Here is a 20,346-nt window from a genome sequence, read left to right on the forward strand (position 1 = left end):
ATCGCCAAGTCTCTCATGTCTGAGGGGACAAGGCATGATCAAAGTGCAGGTCACGGGCCCTTTGTTATGAAAATCAGCAGGCTTCACCTCGACCTCCTGTCACGGTCAGGCCCCCGCTTTTCAGGCGCGAGGGTGATTAGTATCAAATTTTGGAGTTTTATTACAACCACGGCCCCGGGCGGGCGGGTACAGAATTCAGCCCATCCCGGACCATGATTAAAAAAAACAAACCAAATTAGGGGCTTATACCAGCAAAAAGCGCTAAAAAAAGTGATCCAACCAGTCAAAAAAAATGTTTAACCCGGCCTCTACCTTAGCGTTTTTTGTTCTTACGAAATCTGCCGTTGGCTCATCTGATGAGATGAAAAGGGAAAAAGTAACCATTTTGCAACGATCAGGGGGCCGCGTCCCCGCCTGCTGGCGGGTTCGGGCCCCCTGGTGCAACCGGGCCTGCGGCCCGTTTCAGGCGCGCTCTGCTTACCAGGCCGCCTCATAAATATGCCGGCTCTGGGCCAGGTCGATGTCGCCGTGCTCACCCAGGGCGGTCATGCCGTGCTCTTCGAGCTTGGCCAGCAGGGCGTCGATCCGGGCGTCGGCCACGTAATCCCGCAGCCGGGTCTTGATCCCCATCCGCTCGAAGAAGTCGCGGGTGGCGGCGATGGCACCGTCGATACGCTCCTCGTCACTGCCGCTGCGCAGATCCCAGACCCGCTCGGCGTATTGCAGCAGCTTGGCGCGCTTCTGCTCGCGCTTGGCCTGCAGCAGGGCGGGCAGCACCACCGCCAGGGTCTGGGCGTGGTCCAGACCGTGCAGGGCGGTGATCTCGTGGCCCAGCATGTGGGTGGCCCAGTCCTGGGGCACGCCGGCTCCGATCAGGCCGTTCAGTGCCAGGGTGGCGCTCCACATGATGTTGGCACGCACGTCGTAGTTTTCCGGCTCCACCAGCGCCTTGGGCCCCTCTTCCGCCAGGGTCAGCAGCAGCCCTTCTGCAAAGCGATCCTGCACCTTGGCATCCACCGGGTAGGTGAGGTACTGCTCCAGGGTGTGGATGAAGGCATCCACCACCCCATTGGCCACCTGACGGGCCGGCAGGGTATAGGTGAGCACGGGGTCGAGCACGGCGAAGCGCGGCATCACGAAGGGCGAGAAGAAGTGCTGCTTGTCCCCTGTGCTCTTGCGGGTGATGACGGCGCCCATGTTCATCTCGGAACCGGTGGCTGGCAGGGTCAGCACGCTGCCCAGGGGAATGGCGGAGGCCACCTCGCCGCCGACGGTCTCGAGGATGTGCCAGGGGTCCTTGGCCAGGTCGTAGTGGGCCGCCGCCGCGATGAACTTGGTGCCGTCCAGCACGGAGCCGCCACCCACTGCCAGCAGGAAGTCGACCTTCTCGGCGCGGGCCAGTTCGACGGCGCCCATCAGGGTCTCGTAGGTGGGGTTGGGCTCGATGCCGCCAAATTCAAACAGGGTCAGGCCGGCCAGCTCGCTGCGGATCTGGTCCAGCAGGCCGCTGCGCACCACGCTGCCACCGCCGTAGGTGACGAGGATGCGGGCGTCGCTGGGGATCTGGCCGCGCAGCTGGGCCACCTGGCCCTTGCCGAACAGCACCTTGGTGGGGGTGTGCAGGATGAAGTTGTTCATGGGATCTCCCGGGGTGGTCGTAGTCGGTAAGGTATGGGTTGCATTTTTCTCTTATAACCCCCTACCATCAAGGGAGCTTTCTGCCGATTTCTTGCCTATTTCTACTGAGCCTGGATAAATGAGTACAAATCAGCCCATCGCGGCGACCCACCAGTCCGCCCTCGCCAGCCGACTCGCCGCCCTGGCACCCCACCCGGGGATCACCGCCGCCCCCGTGCCCGGCGTGCACCTCATCTACACCACGGAGCATCACGACCGCATCCCGGTGCTCTACCGCCCGCGCATGATCATCATCCTGCAGGGGCACAAGGTGGGCTATCTCTCGGACTTCACCTTCCGCTACGACCCCGAGCACTACCTGATGATGACCCTGCCGCTGCCCTGCGAGTGCGAGTGCTTCGCCTCCCCCGAATCCCCTCTGGTGGGGCTCTCGGTGGAGATCGACGTGGCGGCGCTGCAGGCCCTGCTGCTGGAGATGGGGGACGCGGCCCCCGCCCCGGCGGAGCCGGGTCGCGGCGTCGTCTCCGTGCCCCTCTCCGAGACCATGCTCTGCGCGGTGGAGCGCCTCATCGACGTGATGGACAAACCGCTCCACGCCCGGGTGCTGGGGCCCCAGATAGTGCGCGAGATCCTGTTCCACGCCCTGCACGAAGGGGGTGCCCCCGCCCTGCTGGCCATGGCCAGCCGTCACAGCCAGGTGAGCCAGATAGCCCGGGTGCTGCGTATCATGGAGCAGCGCTTTACCGAGAACCTGACGGTGGAGGAGCTGGCCCGGGAGGCGAACATGAGCATCTCGGCCTTCCACCACCACTTCAAGGCGGCCACCGCCACCTCGCCCCTGCAGTACATCAAGACCCTGCGCCTGCACCGGGCGCGGCTGATGATGCTGCACGACGGCCTCAAGGCCGGGGTGGCGGCGGACAAGGTAGGCTACGAGAGCGGCTCCCAGTTCAGCCGCGAATACAAACGCTTCTTTGGCAACACCCCGAGCGAACACGCGGCACGCTTCCGCTCGGGACAACTGCGTATCGTGGAGGGATGACATGCGCACACTGATCCTGCTCGTTCTGACCCTGCTGGCCACCGCCTGCACCGGCATTCCACCGGGGCACCAGGTGGTCAAGCCCTTCCAGCTCGACCGCTACCTGGGCACCTGGTACGAGGTGGCCCGCCTCGATCACGGTTTCGAGCGCGGCCTGAACCGGGTCACCGCCACCTACAGCCTGCGGGATGACGGCGGTGTCAGGGTGATCAACCGGGGGCAGGACGAACAGGGGGAATGGCGCGAGGCCGAGGGGCGCGCCTACTTCGTGGGCGACAGCGACGAGGGGCGCCTCAAGGTGAGCTTCTTCGGCCCCTTCTACGGCAGCTACAACGTGCTGGCGACGGACTATGACCTCTCCCTGGTGAGCAGTTACAACCTCCAGTACCTCTGGATCCTCTCCCGCACGCCCCATCCCCCCAAAGAGAAGGTAGAGGCCCTGGTCGAGCGGGCCCGGGGGCTCGGCTTTGCCACCGACCGGCTGATCTGGGTCAGCCAGGATCCGGCGGGGAACGCCCCATGAGGATCTTCCAGGCCACCCCCGGGGACATTCCCCGGGTCACCCCCCTGTTCGTGGAATACCGGGCGTTCTACCGGCTGCCTGCCCGGCCCGAGGCCGCCGAAGCCTTCCTGCTGGAGCGCTGCACCGCCGGGGAGTCGGTGCTCTTCGTGGCCCAGAGCGAGGCGGGAGAGGTGCTGGGATTTGCCCACCTCTACCCTTGTTCTGCTCCCTCGCCCTGAAGCCCATCTGGCTGCTGTACGATCTGTTCGTGGCGCCGGCGGCCCGCCAGCAGGGGGTGGCCCAGGCGCTGCTGGCGCGGGCCGATCGCCACGGCCAGGAGACGGGCGCCGCCTTCCTGATGCTGAGCACCGCCACCGACAACCGGCAGGCTCAGGCCCTCTACGAAGGGCACGTCTACCAGCGGGACAACGAGTTCTACAGCTACATCAAGCCTCTCTGAGCCTCTGCCTGCGCCCGTTGCAGGGCCAGGACCCGGCATTATTCAGCGGGTGCATGGCGAAATAATATCCATACACAGGATGAATAAAGGCGACCCCAGGGTCGCCTTTGTCACATCCGGGTCGCAGCCTAGAGCCGGAAGCGCCCGATCTCCTGCTCCAGCCGCTCGGTAAGAGACTTGAGCTGGGCCGCCTGGGCGGCCTCTTCGCCAGCCTGGGCCGCCAGCGCCTGGGAGACGTGGCGGATATTCTCGGTGTTGCGGCTGATCTCGCCGGTCACCGAGGTCTGCTCCTCGGCCGCCGCCGCGATCTGGGTCGCCATGTCGCTGATGGCGCCGATGGCCTCGTTGATCCTGCCCAGGCTGAGATTCGCCGCTTCGGCGTCCTCCACGCTGGTGCCCGCCAGCTGGCGACTGGTCTCCATGCCGCCCACCGCCTTGCGGGTGGTCTGCTGCAGCACCTCGATCATCTGCTGGATCTCGGCGGTGGAGTCGTGGGTGCGGCGCGACAGCACCCGCACCTCGTCCGCCACCACGGCAAAGCCGCGCCCCTGCTCCCCGGCCCGGGCCGCCTCGATGGCGGCGTTCAGGGCCAGCAGGTTGGTCTGCTCGGCGATGCCGCTGATGGTGGCCAGAATGCCGCTGATCTGCTGGGCGTGGCCATCCAGCTCGTGGATGGTCTGGCTGGCGTCGGAAACCTCCCCCGCCAGCCCCGTGATGCTGCGCTGGCTCTGGCCGACCTGGGACTGGCCGGCCACCGCGAGGCGCACCGCATCGCCGGCGGTGTTGGCGGCAAACTCGGCGTTGCCGGCGATCTCCTGGGTGGCGGAGGCCATCTCGGTTACCGCGGTCGCCACCATGACGATCTCGTCCTGCTGCTGGCGCACCCGCTGGCTGCGGGCCTCGGCCCCCGCCGCCTGGGTGCGGGACTGGGCCGCCAGCTCGACGGTGACGTCCCGCAACCGGCTGACGATGCCGTGCAGTCGCGCCACGAACTGGTTGAAGTTCTGGGCCAGCTGCCCCACCTCATCCTGGCTGCGGGTGGCGATCTGCACCGTGAGATCCCCCTCCCCGTGGGCGATGTCGGCGAGCGCCCTGGAGACCCGCCCCAGATCCGCGAACAGGTAGTTGAACATGGCGATGAGCAGGGCACCGAACACCAGCAGCAGCACCAGGGTCAGCCCCACCAGTTGCCACAGCAGGGAGGCGAGCGGCGCCTCCAGCACCTCCTTGTACATCACCATGGCGAGCAGCCAGTCGGTGCCGGGCACGCCTTGCACCGAGAGCAGCACCTCACGCCCGTTCAGGTTGGCGCCGTGCAGCTCGCCGTCGCGGCTCCACGCATCCAGCGCCGCCCCGGTGAGACCGGGATCCAGCTCCGCCACCTGCTTGAGCGCCAGCTCCTTGTTCGGGTGGCCGACGATGAGGCCGGTGCGATCGAGCAGCATGGCGTAGCCCTCTCCCTGCACCTTCATGGCCAGCACCTCGTCGATGAGGGCGTCGAGGGAGAGATCCGCCCCGGCCACCCCGATCACCCGGCCCTGATGGCTCACCGGCTCGGCCAGGGTCACCACCATCTGCTGCATGGTCACGCTGACATAGGGCGGCGTGACGATGAGCTTGCCCGCCTTGTCGGCGTTCTGGTACCAGGGGCGGGCCCTGGGGTCATAGTTGGCGGTGTTGAGGGCGGGATCGTGGCGGGTCATCTCCCCCTGCGCCGAACCAAAATAGGTGAGGCCGAAATCGCCGGAGGTGCGGGTCTGCAACAGGTGGGGCACCAGGGCCGTGTCGGGGTCGCGCGCAATGACGGCGGCCAGGGCGTCGACCGCGTGCTTGCGATCCGCCAGCCAGTTGCCGATGGCCACCGAGTGGGCGTGGCCGTAGTTGACCGCCTCGCTCTGGATGGCGTCAAGGGTGCGGGATTTGAGGGTGTGGAAGGCGACAATACCGAGCAGGGCTGCCATCAGCAGCACTACCCCCAGGCTGGCCGCGAGCAGCTTGCCGCGCAACGAGAGAGTCATGACAACGAATCCTTGTGGTAGCCGGGGGCCGGGAATACCCCCATCTTGGTAGTTCTATCGGCACAATGATGAACGGTCTTTAGTGAATCCTGATATTTTTTCATCTATCAACAACAGAACACACTACCAGCAACAGACTGCTCACTATTCCATGCTGACACCCGCAGGCACCACAAGGCCGCCCTAAGGCGGCCATGAGGTCATATCGCGGATGACGGGCAGGCACCGGCAGAGCAGGCCAGCACCCGCTGACCTGTCTCTTGAGGGCGGCTTCAGGCGTCTGCAAAGAGGGTTGGCGGGCAGGGTTGAGCATCCATCAGGAACCGAGTTGGTGCTCCCCCTGTTGCCCCCCTCTCGGCAACGTGGGCTGTGCTAGATTGGGTATCCCGTTTTCAAGGAGAACCCGCTGCCATGCCACGAAATATCGAGATCAAAGCCCGCATAGCCGGGGTCGATGACCTTATCCCCAGAGCCGCGGCCATCGCCGACAAGGGCCCCGTCGACATCGCCCAGGACGATACCTTCTTTCGCTGTGAATCGGGCCGCTTCAAATTGCGGACGCTCTCCCCGTCGGCAGGCCAGCTCATCTTCTACCGCAGGCCTGATCAACAGGGTCCGAAGGAGAGCTACTACCACATCACGCCAACGAACGAGCCGGACAAGCTGCGGGAAACGCTCACCCTGGCTTGCGGCCAGATTGGCAGAGTGCGAAAACAGCGGACCCTGTTTCTGGTGGGCAGAACCCGGATCCATCTCGACCGGGTTGAAGGGCTGGGTCACTTCCTCGAACTGGAAGTGGTGCTGGAAGATGACGAGCCGCTCGAGGTGGGGATGCAGGAAGCTCACGACATCATGGCGCGTCTCGGTATCGAACCCTCCCGGTTGATCGAAGGCGCCTATCTGGATCTCCTGCTGCAACGACAACCCTGAGGGATTCGCAACAACAAGGCCGCCCGAAGGCGCAATGCTGTTCACTTAAGCGGAGCCGCATTGCGATTTACCGGAAAACGGGTCTTTGATATCTTCACCGCCCTGGGTCTCGATGGCCTGGGGCGTTTTTCTATGAACATGACGCCTATGCAGCCCCGCAACTCCGCCAACCTCCGTGGCGTATGGGCTGGCGATAACGCGCCCGCCATCACTGCCATCTGGTTCGCGATGAACTGACAGGCAAACTTAAAGCTCACCTCATTGGGCGCTCGCTGATGGGCTACGGCGGCCTGGCTGGCCTCCCGCCTGACCAGATTGTATCCAAGCAGCAATCCCCACAGCTCCTGATAGACCAAGTTCACTTTCTTGCTTCTCAGCGTGATGGCGTTGTGCTGCATCGCGCTTTTGATATCCCGGTATCCCAGCTCGATTTCCCAGCGCTCGTGGTACAGGGTCGCCACCTGAGCTGCACTGAATCGCGCCACGGGCAGGGAGGTAAAGACCGTTTTCTCCTTGCCTGCCACCTCATAGGTCACTGCGCGAACTTGCCAGTGTGTCGGCAACGCCGGGTTTTTCTTGCTAGCCTGAGGCGAGACCGTCATTTGCAACAGACGGTCACCGTCGCCATAGCGCTCAAGTTCCGTGTATACCAGCCCCTTGCGTTCCGGGATGAGCCAGTGACGGTCGGTGTCTTCGGCCTGAATACGCAGCAACAGGTCGGCACCGAAGAAGCCTTTATCCAGCAGGGTCACTGACTTGTCCGGCAATGAGTGAATGAACTCGCTGGCCAGGGGGATTTCCCCTTTGCGGTACGGGCTGATGGCCGCGTTGGCAATGACATGCGAGCGGACATTCATGAGCGTGACCAACCGCAGCATCGGGTAGGGTGTCTGCCGGTTGGTTGAGGTGTTACCCGAGCCGAAATGTGCTCTGAGTTCAGGCATATCCTGGGTTCGGAACAGGGCCCCATCGATGGCAAAGACCTGTAAACCGTGCCAATGGTCTTCAGGATAACGTTCCCGCCCCCACACATCGGCGCACTGTTTGAACAGCCACTCGAGCGGCTGTTTGCCGAGTCGCTGACGGGCCTGAGACAGGGCACTGTCCGCGAGCAAGGCATCATTGGCCAACCCTTCTGCACAGATGTTGAGGCGCCGAGCGACCTCGGAGATGGGCTCATTGCGGAAAAAGGCCATCCCCACGACGAGCCACAAGACCATATCAGAAGGTAAGCGGCGTCGGCGGATAGTGGCCTTTTCAGACAAGGCGGCAGCGGCAGTAATCCATTCGTCGGGAATATGGTCGGCAAAAATGGCCAGCCGAGCCAGCATGTCGCCAGATGCCTCAACAACATCGTTCAGATCGTTTGCAATAGACATAAAAAATCCGGAACTAGTGATTGGTTCCGGATTGTCCTACAGCAGAAGGATCGGTCAATGGATCCTTAACTGATCAGCATTGCGCCCGAAGGCGGCCTTTTACTGTCCGGCAGCTGGGTTATTTGACCCGCGCCAGCGCCGTGTTGATCCTCAGGTTGGTCGCCTCCAGCCCCGGCTGCTGGCCGTAGAAGTCGAACGCCAGCTCGACCCCGGGGCGAAACAGCAGGCAGTGGGTGGAGCCGCCGAAGTGGAACATGCCGAGCTGCTCCCCCTTCGCGATCCGCTGCCCCGGCTGCACCGTCACCTCGCAGCTCGACACCTCCGCCATGCCCACCGGCACCACGCACATCAGGCCGATTTTGGGGTTGTCCGCCTCGATGAAGATGAGTGCCCGGGTCGCCACCGCGGTGAGGAAGGGCTGGGACTGGTTCAGGGCGCTGGGGTCGGGCCCCGCCGGGCTGTCGAAACCCTGGTGGCGGTTGGCCAGGTAGTAGCTGCCGTTGACCAACTTGACCGAGCGCACCGTGCCGCTCACCGGGCTGTGCCAGCGGTGATAGCTGAGGGCGCTGAGGAAGGCCTGATAGAGGGTGCCCCCTCGAACGCGGCGGCGCGCGGGTCGAAGTCCAGCAGGTTGTCCAGGGAATAGGGCTGCCCCTTGAGCAAGAAGGCGTCCTGCCGCCTTAACCCGGTCACCACCTGCAGCGGGGCCGACTCGCAGGCGTTGGCGATCACGCTGTCATCGTCCGGGGCCGTCACCGGCCGCACGCCGGGGCAGAAGCGGCGGGTGAAGAAGTCGTCCCAGCTGGCGAAGCCCTCGTATTCCTCTCCCGGCGCGGTGTGGAAGATCCCCTCGAAGCGCTCTGGGGTGGGGTTGTCGCCGGCCCCGAGCGCCCCCTGCGCCACCTTGACCATCTCCCGTTTCGCCACGTCACCCAGCCAGGGGACGATCAGGGTCTGGCGATCCAGGGGGCTCACCGACTCCGTCAGCACATAGCGGGACGCGGGACCTTGCAGGAAATCGGCCCAGTAGCCGAGGATCTTGCGCAGTTGCTGGTTCACCAGCGCATTGGCGAAGAAGTCGTACCCGGCGGCCGTCGCCATGGGCCAGTTGAGCAGGGCATTGATGGGGAATCCGATCAGCCCGGCGGGCTCCTGGGTCTGCACATCCTGATAGGCTTCCGGGGCCGTGGTCATGATGCCGTTGAGCAGCTGCAGGAACTCATCGAAGCTGCGCACCTGGACCTGACCGAGCGGCGTGCTGTGCTCGTGCTGCCACGCCTCGTCAAACATCCCCTGGGCCTGCTGATGCAGGAGGGGATCCTGCTCCACCAGCGCCTTCAATCCGGCGATCGGGGCCACCAGCGGGCGAGGCTGGCGGGTGACCGCCTGACGCAGCCGCTGTACCCAGCGCGCCACATGGGACTGATCCCGGGGGACCCAGCCACCGGCATGGGCATGGGGGGGACGCGTATCCACTGCCTTGTTCATCGCTCTCTCCTTGTTGAAGCGCCTTGGGCCCGCCGGATGCGATGCGCCTGAGGGCGCCATCTTGCAGGAAGCAAGGTGTAGCACAGGGGAAAAGCGGCCTCCATTGGCAGAAATGGCAGCGGCGAAGCGGGGAAAAAGAGGCTAACGGAGGCGGTGGCAAACGCCGGAAATGCGAAAGGCCAGCTCAATGAGCTGGCCTTTCTTAAAAATGGCAGGGGCGGCAGGACTCGAACCCGCAACCATCGGTTTTGGAGACCGCTGTTCTACCAATTGGAACTACGCCCCTGCAACAAACGAGGCGTAGTATACAAAGCGGGTTTCAAAGGTAAAGGCTTTTTTTCTCACTTTCGATGCGATCGAACAAATGACGAGCAAATCCCCGCAATTCCAACAAGGAGCGGGGGTAAGCTGCTGTATTTGCAGCCCCGACGGGGTAGGAATGGGACACAAATGGGGGTAGGGTGAAACCAGGCTCAGGGAGGCTGCCCATGCTCAATTACCGACTGCTGCAACAGCTTGCGCCCCTCAACTTCCGGGATGAGCGCAAGACGGAGACCCTGGCCGACTATCTGGACAGAGTCTCTCCCCTGGTGCCCTCCATTCCCTCCAATGTGCTCGCCCAGTGGATTTACCGTCATTGGCGCGGTTTTGAATCCAACTGGAGCTTTATCGATCTCGCCAGCCACCAGTTCGAGTGCGAGCACTGGCCCACCGCGCAGATTATCGAGCAGATAGACTCCCGCCACATGGAGGTGATCGATCGCTGGGGCGAGATGCTGCGCAGCAACCGCTACGTGCGCCGCTCCTGGCTCGGCGATGACATGCTGCGCCGAGGCACCTGGTCCGAGCCCATCATAGTGCTAGCATCGGAGGCGGGCAGCAGCTACCCGGACGGTCACCCCCTGCCCCATCCCTACTGCCTGCTGGAGGGGCACCACAGGCTCGGCTACCTGCGCAGCATGGCCGCCGATGGCGCCCCCTTGCAGGCGCAGCACGCACTCTGGATTTGTCGACCCGTTCGCAACACTTAAACGTTTTTCCGGCCAAATCCTGCCTCTGAAATAAATTTTTGACAATTCAAAAACCAGCCCTATAATCGGTGCGGTTTTGAAAAAGGTCGGGACAGGACAATGCCGTTTTTGATGAAAAAAGCAGCCTTGCAGACGGGTGGAGCGCACCAGAGCGGCCCCGTTGTTTCCGGTTCCCGTCCCACAGATCCCCCGTTTTTTTTGAAAAGAGCCCCTGTTTCAGGGGCTTTTTTTTGTGCCGGAAAAACCTTCATTGATGCCAAAGGGAATGCAGACGATGACCAATCCACTCTATAACAAACACGTCATCTCCATCTCGGACCTGACCCGGTCCGACATGGAACTGGTGGTCGCCACCGCACAGCGGTTGAAGGCCGAACCCGACAGCCGCCTGCTGAAAGACAAGCTGGTCGCCAGTTGCTTCTTCGAAGCCTCCACCCGCACCCGTCTCTCCTTCGAGACCGCGGTCCAGCGCCTGGGCGGCAACATCATCGGCTTCGCCGACGGCGGCAACACCAGCGCCAAGAAGGGCGAGACTCTGGCCGACTCCATCAAGATCATCAGCTCCTACACCGATGCGGTGGTGATGCGCCACCCGAAGGAAGGGGCAGCCCGTCTGGCCTCCGAGTTCTCCCGGGTGCCGGTCATCAACGGCGGTGACGGCTCCAACCAGCATCCCACCCAGACCCTGCTCGACCTCTTCTCCATCCACGAGACCCAAGGCAAGCTGGACGGCCTCAACGTCGCCTTCGTCGGTGACCTGAAGTACGGCCGCACCGTCCACTCCCTGGCCCAGGCCCTGAGCCTGTTCAACTGCCGCTTCTTCTTCATCTCCCCGGAGGCGCTGGCCATGCCGGACTACCTCTGCGAGGAGCTGGAAGAGAAAGGCATCCGCTTCAGCGTGCACGAGACCATGGAAGAGGTGATGCCGGAGCTCGACATCCTCTACATGACCCGCGTCCAGAAGGAGCGCTTCGACGAGACCGAGTACAAGCACATGGCCGCCAAGTTCGTGCTGGAGCTGGCGACCCTGGAAGGGGCCAAGCCCACCATGAAGATCCTCCATCCCCTGCCCCGGGTTGACGAGATCGAGGTCGCCGTCGACAAGACCCCCCACGCCTACTACTTCCAGCAGGCGGAGAACGGGGTCTATGCCCGCCAGGCACTGCTGGCACTGGTACTGAACAAAACCGTCTAAGGGAAAGGGGAACATCATGTCCGAGAAGAACCAACTGCAAGTCGAAGCCATCCGTCACGGCTCCGTCATCGACCACGTCCCCGCCGGCCAGGGCATCAAGATCCTCAAGCTGTTCCAGCTGATCGAGACCCAGGAGCGGATCACCGTCGGCTTCAACCTCAAATCCGGCGCCCTCGGCAAGAAGGATCTCATCAAGATCGAGAACACCCGTCTGACCGAGCAGCAGGCCAACCAGCTCGCCCTGTTCGCCCCCAAGGCCACCGTCAACATCATCGAAGACTTCGTGGTGGTGAAGAAGCACCAACTGGCGCTGCCGGAGTTCATCGAAGGGGTCTTCCACTGCCCCAACTCCAACTGCATCTCCCACAACGAACCGGTGGAGAGCTACTTCCGGGTGCGCGAGGTGAAGGGGGCGGTGCGGATGAAGTGCAAATACTGCGAGAAGTCCTTCACCCAGGACATCGTCAGCGAACGCTACTGATTTCCTGCCGACAAAGGATATCCATGTGGGCCCCATTGGGCCCATTTTTGAACCCTGTCACATCACTTATTCCCCCTTTGGTTATAATTTGCCATCCCGTAATGGATATACCTCGCTCATCCCCTGCTTGAGTGCTCCTCATTAGTGTTTTTCGCTATGAAAAGCCGGAACGACAGACTGGGCGAGACCGCCATCGCTCATCGCCAAAGGAAGTCGCCATGGTCAACACCCTCAGCCGCCCAGCAGAACCAGAGTCCGACCTGGCCCAGCTCGACGCCTGCCGCCAGATCATCGGCCAGCACTGCTACAGCACCCAGGAGGAGATCCGCCGCGAGCTCTCCGCCCGCGGTTTTGCGGACATCAGCCAGTCCACCATCTCCCGCCTGCTGCGCCGTCTCGGGGTCGCCAAGGCCCAGAACGCCAACGGCAAGAAGGTCTACACCCTGGTGGACGAGCAGCTGGAGCCCGCCGGCAGCACCCGCTCCATCCACGACATGGTGCGCGCCGTGGTCCACAACCAGCAGATGGTGCTGGTGCATACCACCCCGGGGGCCGCTACCGTGGTGGCTCGCCTGCTGGATCGCAACGCCAATCCCGAGATCCTGGGGGCCGTGGCCGGCAACGACGTGGTACTGATCGCCCCGCGCCACATCAGCCGAACCCGCCAGGCTCACGCTGCCGTGGTGCGCACCCTGGAAAACGCCCGCTGACCCCTGCTGGATGCCAGAAGGCGACCCCGGGGTCGCCTTTTTGTTGCCCGCGCGGCAAGGAATCAGACCACGGAAGAGCCCGGGCGCCCCGCCTTGCCAGCCATAAAAAACGGGAGCCCCAGGCTCCCGTTGTTGTCCCTATGTCTGTCGGCATTCATACCAGCACGGCGCCCAGGCTCAGGCAGAGCACGATCAGCACAGTCAGCATGCCGAGCAGCGGGGCCACCCACTTCAGCCAGCGCACATAGGGCACCTTGGCGATGGCCAGTCCCCCCATGACCACGGCGGAGGTCGGGGTCACCAGGTTCACCAGGCCGGAAGCGGACTGATAGGCGGTGACCACCAGCTCGCGGCCCACGTTGGCGAAGTCGGCGAGCGGCGCCATGATCGGCATGGTCAGCACCGCCAGACCGGAGGAGGACGGCACCAGGAAGGAGAGCACCACTTCCAGCACGAACATCACGTTGATGAAGACGATGGTGGAGAGGCCGGTCACTATCCCCTCTGCACTGTGCAAAATGGTGTGGGTGATCATGCCGTTGTCCATCACCACCACGATACCGCGGGCGATACCGATGATGAGGGCCACGCCGAGCAGGTCACGAGCACCGTCGATGAAGTTGGAGGTCAGCTCCTCCTCGCTCATGCGGGAGATGACGCCGACGATGATGGCGGCAGCCAGGAAGACGCCGGAGATCTGCGCCATCCACCAGCCCAGCACGGCCACCCCGTAGATCATCACGGCAAAGGCGGCGACGAAGATACCCAGCACGATCTTGCGGGTGGTGGTGAACTCCAGCATCTGGTCGCTCTTGTTGCCGAGGAAGTGGGCACGGTTCTCTTCCCACTTGTCGGCCACCAGGGACTTGCTGGGATCGCTTCGCACCATCTTGGCGTAACGCATCACATAGGCCACGCAGATCAGCCAGCCGGCCACCAGCATGGCGACCCGCAACCAGATGCCGTCGGTGAAGGAGATGCCGGCCGCGTTGGCGGCGATCACGGTGGCGAACGGGTTGATGGTGGAGCCCAGGGTACCGATACCGGCCCCCAGCAGCACGGTCGCGGCAGCGACCACGGGGTCGAAGCGGGCGGCCATCATTACCGGCACCAGCAGGGTGTAGAACGGCAGAGACTCTTCCGCCATGCCGTAGATGGTGCCCCCTGCGGCGAACAGCGCCATCAGGATCGGGATCATCCACTCTTCACGGCCACGCAGGCGATCGGTGACGCGCTCGATACCAGCATCGATGGCACCTGTCTTGGTCACGATGCCAAGGAAGCCACCGATGATCAGGATGAAGAGGGAGACGTCGATGGCGCCAGCCTCATAGGTGTCGTGGTTGTAGAGACCGTCGATGGGTGCCAGCAGCACGTCGACAATCCCCTGGGGATTGGCATCCACCAGTTTGTAGGTACCGGCCACCGGCACTTCCTTGCCGAGGGCCTCGTTCATGGTCATCTCGTATTTGCCGGCCGGCACTATCCAGCTCAGGGCGGCCACCAGGGCGATCAGCACAAACAGTATCGTGTAGGCTGACGGGAACTTGAATTTGGTCATGGTCCAGCTTCCTTCTGTGGGTGTGGTATCCATGCAGGCTGCGGGTCGTAGGGTTGGAGGTATTATGCCGCTGTCACATGGTTGAAAAGCCGGGGGTCACCCCCCGGCACCACTGACGACGTCAGTCGCCCAGCGTAGCCACCATCACTGCCTTGATGGTGTGCATCCGGTTTTCCGCCTCGTCGAACACGATGCTGTGCTCGGATTCGAACACGTCCTCGGTCACTTCCAGGCCCTTCATGCCATATTTGTCGGCCACTTCCTTGCCCATGGTGGTCTCGTCGTTGTGGAACGCCGGCAGGCAGTGCATGAACTTCACATCCGGGTTCTTGGTCGCGTTGATGACGTCCATGTTGACCTGATACGGGGTCATCAGTTTGACCCGTTGATCCCAGGCTTCCTTCGCTTCGCCCATGGAGACCCAGACGTCGGTGTAGAGGAAGTCGGCACCCAGCACACCCTCTTTCACGTCTTCGGTCAGGTGGATGCGCGCACCGGTCTCTTCGGCGATGAGGCGGCAGGTGGCAACCAGCTCCTCTTCCGGCCAGAAGGCTTTCGGCGCCACCAGGCGGATGTCCATGCCCATCTTGGCGGCACCCACCATCAGGGAGTTGCCCATGTTGTTGCGGGCGTCACCCAGGTAGGCGAACTTGATCTGATCCAGACGTTTGCCCTTGCCGTGCTCCAGCATGGTCATGAAGTCCGCCAGGATCTGGGTCGGGTGGAATTCGTTGGTCAGGCCGTTCCAGACCGGCACACCGGCGTGGGCCCCCAGCTCTTCGACGATCTCCTGGCCGTAGCCGCGGTATTCGATGCCGTCATACATGCGGCCCAGCACCCGGGCGGTGTCCTTCATGGACTCCTTGTGACCGATTTGGGAACCGCTCGGGCCGAGGTAGGAGACCTGGGCACCCTGGTCGAAGGCCGCCACTTCGAACGCACAGCGGGTGCGGGTGGAGGTCTTCTCGAAGATCAGGGCAATGTTCTTGCCGACCAGATGCTTGCGCTCATAGCCACCGTATTTGGCTTTCTTCAGGTCGATGGCCAGATCGATCATGTATTGGATTTCGCGAGGGGTGAAGTCCAGCAGTTTCAGGAAGTTACGGTTACGCAGATTAAAAGCCATGATGAGTTCTCTCTATATTTGTGTCAGACCAATTCGGGCAGTGTTATTGACTACGCAGTGATTCAACGACTCAGGCATTCACGGTATGGGTGGCGACGATATTGGTGCCGGCTTCCCCCTTGAGGATGGCCAGGCCATCTTCCAGGGAGCCGATGCCGACCATGCCGCCGGTCGCTTTGACAAATTCACAGGAGGCTTCAACTTTCGGCCCCATGGAGCCGGCATCGAACTTGACGCCGGCCAGCTCGTCCGGGCTGGTGACCCGCAGCGGACGCTGGGTCGGCTTGCCCCAGTCCAGGTAGACGGCATCGGCATCGGTCAGGATCAGCAGGGCGTCGGCCTTGATCTGCTTGGCCAGATAGGCGGCAGACATGTCCTTGTCGATGACGGCTTCGATGCCGGTCAGGCTCTGGCCATCCCAGGTCACCGGGATGCCACCACCACCGGTACAGATGATGAGGTGGCCCTGGGCGATCAGGGTTTCGATGGCGTCGCCTTCGACGATGCGCTGGGGCAGCGGGGACGGCACCACGCGGCGGAAGAACTTGCCGTCTGCCTTGACCGACCACTGCTTCTCGGCAGCCAGGGCGCGGGCCTCCACTTCTTCATAAACCGGGCCGATAAACTTGGTCGGGTTGGCAAACGCCGGATCCTGGGGATCGACCTGCACCTGGGTCAGCAGGGCGGTGACGTTGCGGCTCGGCATCAGGTTCTTCAACTCCTGGATCAGCATGTAACCGATCATGCCCTGGGACTCGGCACCCAGCACATCCAGGGGATAGGGGGAGACCTTGGTGTAGGCGCTGTTCTGCAAGGCCAGCAGGCCGACTTGCGGGCCGTTGCCGTGCACCAGCACCACGTTGTAATCCTCGGCGATGCGGGCGATGGTCTTGGCGGCGGTGGCGATGTTCTTGCGCTGGATGTCGGCTTCCAGAGGTTCGCCTCGGCGGAGCAGGGCATTGCCCCCCAGGGCGACGACGACAGTTGGTTTTTTCATGGGTGTTACTCTCGAATTCGGGTGTGTGTGGCGCCAGCCTCTGCCGGCGCCACGCCGTCTTGTCAGATGCCGTCACGTTCCATCGGGCAGCTCATGCAGCGGGCGCCGCCGCGGCCACGTCCCAGCTCTTCACCCGGGATGGGCAGCACAGTGATGCCGGCCTTGTCGTACTTCTCGTTGGTGTAGGTGTTGCGCTCGTAACCCACCACCACGCCGGGGCGCACGGTCAGCACGTTGTTGGCGTCGTTCCACTGCTCCCGCTCGGCCTCGAAGCTGTCGCCGCCGGTGGTGATGAGCCTGAGCTGATCCACCCCCAGCGCCTTCTCGATGGCGGTCACGAAGTAACCCTCTTCCTTGATGTTCATCCCGGTGGCACCGCCCGGGGTCAGGCTCCAGCAGTTCACATCCTTGCGGATGACTTCCGGATAGACGGAGAAGGTGTCGACATCCATGTGGGTCATGACGGTGTCGAGGTGCATGCAGCTACGGTGTTTCGGCAGCTCCATGGCGATGACCTGCTTGGCCTGACCGTGCTTGAACAGGCTGCGGGCCAGATGCTCCACCCCTTGCGGCGTGGTGCGCTCGGACATGCCGATGAGCACGGCGCCACGGCCGATGACCAGAACGTCGCCCCCTTCGATGGTGGAGTTGTCGTAGTCGCGCTCCTCGTCACCGAAGTACTTGATGAACTCCTGACCGGCAAACTGCGGGTGCCAGCGGTAGATGGCCTTCACGTGGTTGGTCTCGCGACGACGGGCAGCCTTGGCCATGGGGTTGATGGAGACGCCGCCATAGACCCAGCAGGAGGTGTCGCGGGTGAAGAGGTGGTTGGGCAGCGGTTCGATGATGAAATCGGTCGGGGCATGCATGCCGACCACCATGTTGACGCCGCTGTAGGGCATCTCGGAGTAGGTGAGGCCGCCGGAGAGGATGCGGGCCAGCTCGCGGTGAGGCATGTCCGCCAGGAAGCAGCGCACGTCGTTGGCCAGGGCAGTGCCGAGGCGATAGTCGGAGACCTGGTGTTGCAGCAGCCAGGCTTTGGCTTCCGGCACGTCCAGGGTTTCCGCCAGCAGATTGGTCAGGAGGAAGACTTCGACATTCTGATCGCGCAGTACCTGAGCGAATTTGTCGTGCTCCTGACCGGCACGTTCCACGGACAGGACGTCGTCAAACAGCAGATCCTGGCAGTTGGAAGGGGTCAGACGCTTCAGACTGAGGTTGGGGCGGTGCAACATGACACGGCGCAACTGGCCAACTTCAGAACCTACATAAAATTTGCTCATGATGATATTCCGTCTAGCAGTGGTCCCTGCGAGTGATTGAATAGATTCCTTCTATTCAGGCTCGTGGCTAAGGCGGGATATTCTTTATGTAGGGTACTCGGCTTGTGTTCTATCCTGCCCTTGCCTTTCGACGCAGAGATTAGGTCTGGCAACTCCACCAAACTTGGACATTGATCACATTCACCCGAGACTGCATAAATTCAGAAGTTAATTTATGATGGAGTTTACATATCTGACATTTCCCTCACCCTCCATCCGGCATAAATACGCAATAAATCCCCAATATATTCCACAAAGAACGCAATTCAATTCATCCATGATATCCACAAATGGATAGTCACCAATAAAAAATATCAAATAAATCATTACATTAAAATCAAATTGCTCATTTTTTGAATAAACTTCACCCACCTTTGAATTTATCCTCGCTTATCATCCCGTTTGCTCTCACATAAATAATCACCTGCTCCTTTATCGCTGAATAATCCATCTATTGTCCCAGATCATGGCGGCCTGCCCGGGCCAGATGGCGAGCCTCATCGCCAAGTCGTGTGCACTATCTCTTTTATATGGATATGCATTTTGCACGCATCCTGATGGCGACTTTTTCACCGACCGGAGTGCAACCGGGATTCAAAGTTTTTTCATTAGTTGAATTTTTTCAGTAACCTTGCGCCGATTTCGGGTTCGCCTTAACTCAAAAAGTGATGCTTGTCACATTCGTTCCCGTCACCAAGGAGATAACCATGAAGATCCCGTCGCTGTTTCTGCTCGTCGCCCTGGTCTTGCCCATGACACCGGCCCTGGTGCATGCCCAGGGAGCCCCCGCCATGCCGCTGGTGGTCTGTCACGTTGACCAGGCACCCCAGATGCTGGTACCCGCCTACCTATGCCAATGGCACGGTGGCAGCCAGCATCCCTGACCCTCTCGCCCAAGGGGAGGCGATCTCCTCTTGGGTCATCTCAGCTTTCCCTCCTTTACCTCCTTTATCTCCTGAATGGGATCCGGACCACGCCACCTGCATCATGCCCGTTGCCCTCCTCCACCCTAATCTGCGATCGACACTGACCGGCCTCCCCGGATTCTGAACCGCAGTTAAACGCCTTGTGAGACATTCGCCATCGACTGCGTAAGTAAAGTGCCAACAAAATTCTCGCCATAGTCGGAAGATACGCGTAAAAAAACAGCATGATAGATCATTAACATCATGATTTTAAAAAAGATAACTTCATTATCCTTTCGCGGGAAACCAGTTTGAATAAAACGTTTCCTGATTACCCATGACCCTCAGCCAGCTTCAAGAGCCGATATGGCATCGGAGGGCTTGCCACGACTGCATGCCCCAATTCTACCAACATGCTATTGAGGTCAAAACGATGATTAAACCGGAAGCAGTATTCCGCAAGATGCCTTGGTAAATGCTTCGCTCCGAGCGTATGGCAACTGCCCCGCAGCGAGTTTTTCACATTTCCTATCATCGTGTTTACCCAGTTGAATGCCGGATGATCCAGCCAGTCCAGGTTGCCCCCGGTGACAACTCCCAGGTGCTCACAATTGGCCTCCTTGACCGCTTTGAAACAGGCCAATCCATCGGATATCACCGCGCTACCACTGGCAATATGCCGTTTTGCCCAATCAGCAACGGACTTGGTTTTGAAACCATCGACCACCGTCATCCGCATCTTGATTGGATGTCCTTCCTTGTTCAGGGCCACTGCTGCCACAAACGGCGTCTTGCCTGCCGCGCCCCGACCCCGTTTGCCACCACGGCGCTCGCCACCCCAGTAGACATCATCGAGCTGAATGATGCCGCTGATGGGCTGCTTGTCATCGGACTCTTTCATGGCTTGCAGCAGCTTGTGCTTGAGCATCCAGGCGGTGTCATATTTGACGCCCAACTGGCGCTTTAGCTCCATCGCTGACAAGCCTGTTTTGGTTTGTGACAACAGGTGCATTGCCAGAAACCACTTGGTCAGTGGGAGCTTGGTGTTTGCGAAAATCGTGTTTCCAGTCAATGACATCTGGTGACGGCAGTGATTGCATTGCCACACACGTGGCCGCCTTCTCAGGCGACAACAGGTCTTGTTGGCACATTCAGGGCAGACAAAGCCGTTAGGAAAACGCCAAGTGAACAGCGCGTTTTCGCACTGAGCCTCAGTGCCATAGTCCTTGAGAAACTCAAACAGGCTGTAGCCTTTCTGGAATTGGATTTTGCTTTTGGCCATGATCTCGCACCTCGATAACTGTACGTAAGATCAGTATAGTTCGTGGTAACTGACTGCTAATCATGGGTAATCAGGAAACGTTTTTCAGCATGTCATTGTCGCCCTGCGCGAAATCCTTATAGTTACTCCTGCACGGACGCAATGAAGTCGGTCAGGAAGACTGGCTGCCAGGGTTGGGCAAATGGACTCACCACAGGATGTGGTAAAGGACACCTCCCAGGACGGAGAAAGTGCGACGGGAACGGATGACTCGTCAGGCCATGATGGCTAAAGGACACC

The 20,346-nt window shown here is 61.4% G+C and carries 18 protein-coding genes, 1 tRNA gene and 1 pseudogene; 10 read left to right on the forward strand and 10 right to left on the reverse strand.

Annotated elements, in window-relative coordinates:
* Window positions 1–477 precede the first annotated feature (477 nt).
* Window positions 478–1,638, reverse strand: coding sequence for an alcohol dehydrogenase (gene yqhD, locus C3F36_RS09020; protein ID WP_043153942.1), 1,161 nt, complete (start codon window positions 1,636–1,638; stop codon window positions 478–480).
* Window positions 1,639–1,756: 118 nt separating this feature from the next.
* On the opposite strand from yqhD, the gene C3F36_RS09025 reads away from it, so the two are divergent.
* From C3F36_RS09025 to C3F36_RS23585, 4 genes are read left to right on the forward strand one after another with little or no spacing between them, the layout of a single operon-like run.
* On the forward strand, window positions 1,757–2,680 hold the full coding sequence (locus C3F36_RS09025) for an AraC family transcriptional regulator (RefSeq protein WP_104454932.1): 924 nt from the start codon (window positions 1,757–1,759) through the stop codon (window positions 2,678–2,680).
* A 1-nt stretch (window position 2,681) separates the two neighbouring features.
* On the forward strand, window positions 2,682–3,203 hold the full coding sequence (locus C3F36_RS09030) for a lipocalin family protein (protein WP_039039627.1): 522 nt from the start codon (window positions 2,682–2,684) through the stop codon (window positions 3,201–3,203).
* Window positions 3,200–3,421, forward strand: a complete 222-nt coding sequence (locus tag C3F36_RS23580) for a hypothetical protein (RefSeq protein ID WP_199769683.1) — start codon at window positions 3,200–3,202, stop codon at window positions 3,419–3,421. The genes C3F36_RS09030 and C3F36_RS23580 overlap by 4 nt, the downstream gene beginning before the upstream one ends.
* On the forward strand, window positions 3,400–3,642 hold the full coding sequence (locus tag C3F36_RS23585) for a GNAT family N-acetyltransferase (protein ID WP_199769684.1): 243 nt from the start codon (window positions 3,400–3,402) through the stop codon (window positions 3,640–3,642). The genes C3F36_RS23580 and C3F36_RS23585 overlap by 22 nt, the downstream gene beginning before the upstream one ends.
* 128 nt (window positions 3,643–3,770) lie before the next feature.
* Here the strand turns inward: C3F36_RS23585 and C3F36_RS09040 are convergent, their stop codons facing one another.
* Window positions 3,771–5,660 (reverse strand): methyl-accepting chemotaxis protein, encoded by a 1,890-nt coding sequence (locus C3F36_RS09040; RefSeq protein ID WP_104454933.1) that lies wholly within the window; start codon window positions 5,658–5,660, stop codon window positions 3,771–3,773.
* A gap of 411 nt (window positions 5,661–6,071) precedes the next feature.
* Between C3F36_RS09040 and C3F36_RS09045 the strand changes: the two genes are divergently transcribed.
* On the forward strand, window positions 6,072–6,590 hold the full coding sequence (locus C3F36_RS09045) for a class IV adenylate cyclase (RefSeq protein ID WP_039039630.1): 519 nt from the start codon (window positions 6,072–6,074) through the stop codon (window positions 6,588–6,590).
* A 41-nt stretch (window positions 6,591–6,631) separates the two neighbouring features.
* On the opposite strand, the gene C3F36_RS09050 is transcribed toward C3F36_RS09045, so the two are convergent.
* The 3 genes and pseudogenes from C3F36_RS09050 to C3F36_RS09060 form a co-directional block, all read right to left on the reverse strand.
* Window positions 6,632–7,969, reverse strand: a complete 1,338-nt coding sequence (locus tag C3F36_RS09050) for an IS4-like element ISAeme15 family transposase (RefSeq protein WP_104454934.1) — start codon at window positions 7,967–7,969, stop codon at window positions 6,632–6,634.
* A gap of 118 nt (window positions 7,970–8,087) precedes the next feature.
* A pseudogene (locus C3F36_RS24095) lies at window positions 8,088–9,457 on the reverse strand (phosphatidylserine decarboxylase family protein).
* 209 nt (window positions 9,458–9,666) lie between these two features.
* Window positions 9,667–9,743, reverse strand: a tRNA-Trp gene (locus C3F36_RS09060).
* A 202-nt stretch (window positions 9,744–9,945) separates the two neighbouring features.
* Between C3F36_RS09060 and C3F36_RS09065 the strand changes: the two genes are divergently transcribed.
* From C3F36_RS09065 to C3F36_RS09080, 4 genes are all read left to right on the forward strand, one after another.
* The gene (locus tag C3F36_RS09065; protein ID WP_104454935.1) at window positions 9,946–10,488 is read left to right on the forward strand and encodes a hypothetical protein; all 543 of its coding nucleotides are present in this window, start codon (window positions 9,946–9,948) and stop codon (window positions 10,486–10,488) included.
* Between the two features lie 274 nt (window positions 10,489–10,762).
* Window positions 10,763–11,683, forward strand: coding sequence for an aspartate carbamoyltransferase (pyrB, locus tag C3F36_RS09070; protein WP_199769685.1), 921 nt, complete (start codon window positions 10,763–10,765; stop codon window positions 11,681–11,683).
* A 16-nt stretch (window positions 11,684–11,699) separates the two neighbouring features.
* Entirely contained in the window at window positions 11,700–12,164 is a 465-nt protein-coding gene (gene pyrI, locus C3F36_RS09075; protein ID WP_010676006.1) for an aspartate carbamoyltransferase regulatory subunit, read from the forward strand.
* Window positions 12,165–12,382: 218 nt separating this feature from the next.
* Window positions 12,383–12,874: an arginine repressor gene (locus C3F36_RS09080; protein WP_039039633.1), complete on the forward strand. Its 492-nt coding sequence runs from the start codon at window positions 12,383–12,385 to the stop codon at window positions 12,872–12,874.
* A gap of 154 nt (window positions 12,875–13,028) precedes the next feature.
* On the opposite strand, the gene C3F36_RS09085 is transcribed toward C3F36_RS09080, so the two are convergent.
* The 4 genes from C3F36_RS09085 to arcA form a co-directional block, all read right to left on the reverse strand.
* On the reverse strand, window positions 13,029–14,435 hold the full coding sequence (locus C3F36_RS09085) for a YfcC family protein (RefSeq protein WP_104454937.1): 1,407 nt from the start codon (window positions 14,433–14,435) through the stop codon (window positions 13,029–13,031).
* 121 nt (window positions 14,436–14,556) lie between these two features.
* Window positions 14,557–15,561, reverse strand: a complete 1,005-nt coding sequence (argF, locus tag C3F36_RS09090; RefSeq protein WP_010676009.1) for an ornithine carbamoyltransferase — start codon at window positions 15,559–15,561, stop codon at window positions 14,557–14,559.
* Between the two features lie 70 nt (window positions 15,562–15,631).
* A complete protein-coding gene (locus C3F36_RS09095) occupies window positions 15,632–16,558 on the reverse strand; it encodes a carbamate kinase (RefSeq protein ID WP_104454938.1) in 927 nt (308 codons plus the stop codon).
* 62 nt (window positions 16,559–16,620) lie between these two features.
* Window positions 16,621–17,841 (reverse strand): arginine deiminase, encoded by a 1,221-nt coding sequence (gene arcA, locus C3F36_RS09100; protein ID WP_010676011.1) that lies wholly within the window; start codon window positions 17,839–17,841, stop codon window positions 16,621–16,623.
* Window positions 17,842–18,587: 746 nt separating this feature from the next.
* Here arcA and C3F36_RS23590 point away from each other — a divergent pair.
* Window positions 18,588–18,764 (forward strand): hypothetical protein, encoded by a 177-nt coding sequence (locus C3F36_RS23590; RefSeq protein ID WP_134997205.1) that lies wholly within the window; start codon window positions 18,588–18,590, stop codon window positions 18,762–18,764.
* Between the two features lie 352 nt (window positions 18,765–19,116).
* On the opposite strand, the gene C3F36_RS09105 is transcribed toward C3F36_RS23590, so the two are convergent.
* Window positions 19,117–20,067 carry an IS1595-like element ISKpn3 family transposase gene (locus C3F36_RS09105; RefSeq protein WP_043851557.1) on the reverse strand — a complete coding sequence of 317 codons (951 nt, stop codon included), beginning with the start codon at window positions 20,065–20,067 and terminating at the stop codon, window positions 19,117–19,119.
* Between the last annotated feature and the right edge of the window lie 279 nt (window positions 20,068–20,346).

It is taken from the genome of Aeromonas sp. ASNIH2 (assembly GCF_002934795.1).
Lineage (GTDB): Bacteria > Pseudomonadota > Gammaproteobacteria > Enterobacterales > Aeromonadaceae > Aeromonas > Aeromonas caviae.

Excerpts from the sequence above, each read along its gene's own strand:
- argF (WP_010676009.1), bottom strand. The coding sequence starts at position 15,561 with ATGGCTTTTAATCTGCGTAACCGTAACTTCCTGAAACTGCTGGACTTC.
- yqhD (WP_043153942.1), bottom strand. The coding sequence starts at position 1,638 with ATGAACAACTTCATCCTGCACACCCCCACCAAGGTGCTGTTCGGCAAG.
- C3F36_RS09040 (WP_104454933.1), bottom strand. The coding sequence starts at position 5,660 with ATGACTCTCTCGTTGCGCGGCAAGCTGCTCGCGGCCAGCCTGGGGGTA.
- arcA (WP_010676011.1), bottom strand. The coding sequence starts at position 17,841 with ATGAGCAAATTTTATGTAGGTTCTGAAGTTGGCCAGTTGCGCCGTGTC.
- C3F36_RS23590 (WP_134997205.1), top strand. The coding sequence starts at position 18,588 with ATGAAGATCCCGTCGCTGTTTCTGCTCGTCGCCCTGGTCTTGCCCATG.
- C3F36_RS09095 (WP_104454938.1), bottom strand. The coding sequence starts at position 16,558 with ATGAAAAAACCAACTGTCGTCGTCGCCCTGGGGGGCAATGCCCTGCTC.
- C3F36_RS09045 (WP_039039630.1), top strand. The coding sequence starts at position 6,072 with ATGCCACGAAATATCGAGATCAAAGCCCGCATAGCCGGGGTCGATGAC.
- C3F36_RS09030 (WP_039039627.1), top strand. The coding sequence starts at position 2,682 with ATGCGCACACTGATCCTGCTCGTTCTGACCCTGCTGGCCACCGCCTGC.
- C3F36_RS09050 (WP_104454934.1), bottom strand. The coding sequence starts at position 7,969 with ATGTCTATTGCAAACGATCTGAACGATGTTGTTGAGGCATCTGGCGAC.
- pyrI (WP_010676006.1), top strand. The coding sequence starts at position 11,700 with ATGTCCGAGAAGAACCAACTGCAAGTCGAAGCCATCCGTCACGGCTCC.
- C3F36_RS23580 (WP_199769683.1), top strand. The coding sequence starts at position 3,200 with ATGAGGATCTTCCAGGCCACCCCCGGGGACATTCCCCGGGTCACCCCC.
- pyrB (WP_199769685.1), top strand. The coding sequence starts at position 10,763 with ATGACCAATCCACTCTATAACAAACACGTCATCTCCATCTCGGACCTG.
- C3F36_RS09065 (WP_104454935.1), top strand. The coding sequence starts at position 9,946 with ATGCTCAATTACCGACTGCTGCAACAGCTTGCGCCCCTCAACTTCCGG.
- C3F36_RS09105 (WP_043851557.1), bottom strand. The coding sequence starts at position 20,067 with ATGGCCAAAAGCAAAATCCAATTCCAGAAAGGCTACAGCCTGTTTGAG.
- C3F36_RS09080 (WP_039039633.1), top strand. The coding sequence starts at position 12,383 with ATGGTCAACACCCTCAGCCGCCCAGCAGAACCAGAGTCCGACCTGGCC.
- C3F36_RS09025 (WP_104454932.1), top strand. The coding sequence starts at position 1,757 with ATGAGTACAAATCAGCCCATCGCGGCGACCCACCAGTCCGCCCTCGCC.
- C3F36_RS09085 (WP_104454937.1), bottom strand. The coding sequence starts at position 14,435 with ATGACCAAATTCAAGTTCCCGTCAGCCTACACGATACTGTTTGTGCTG.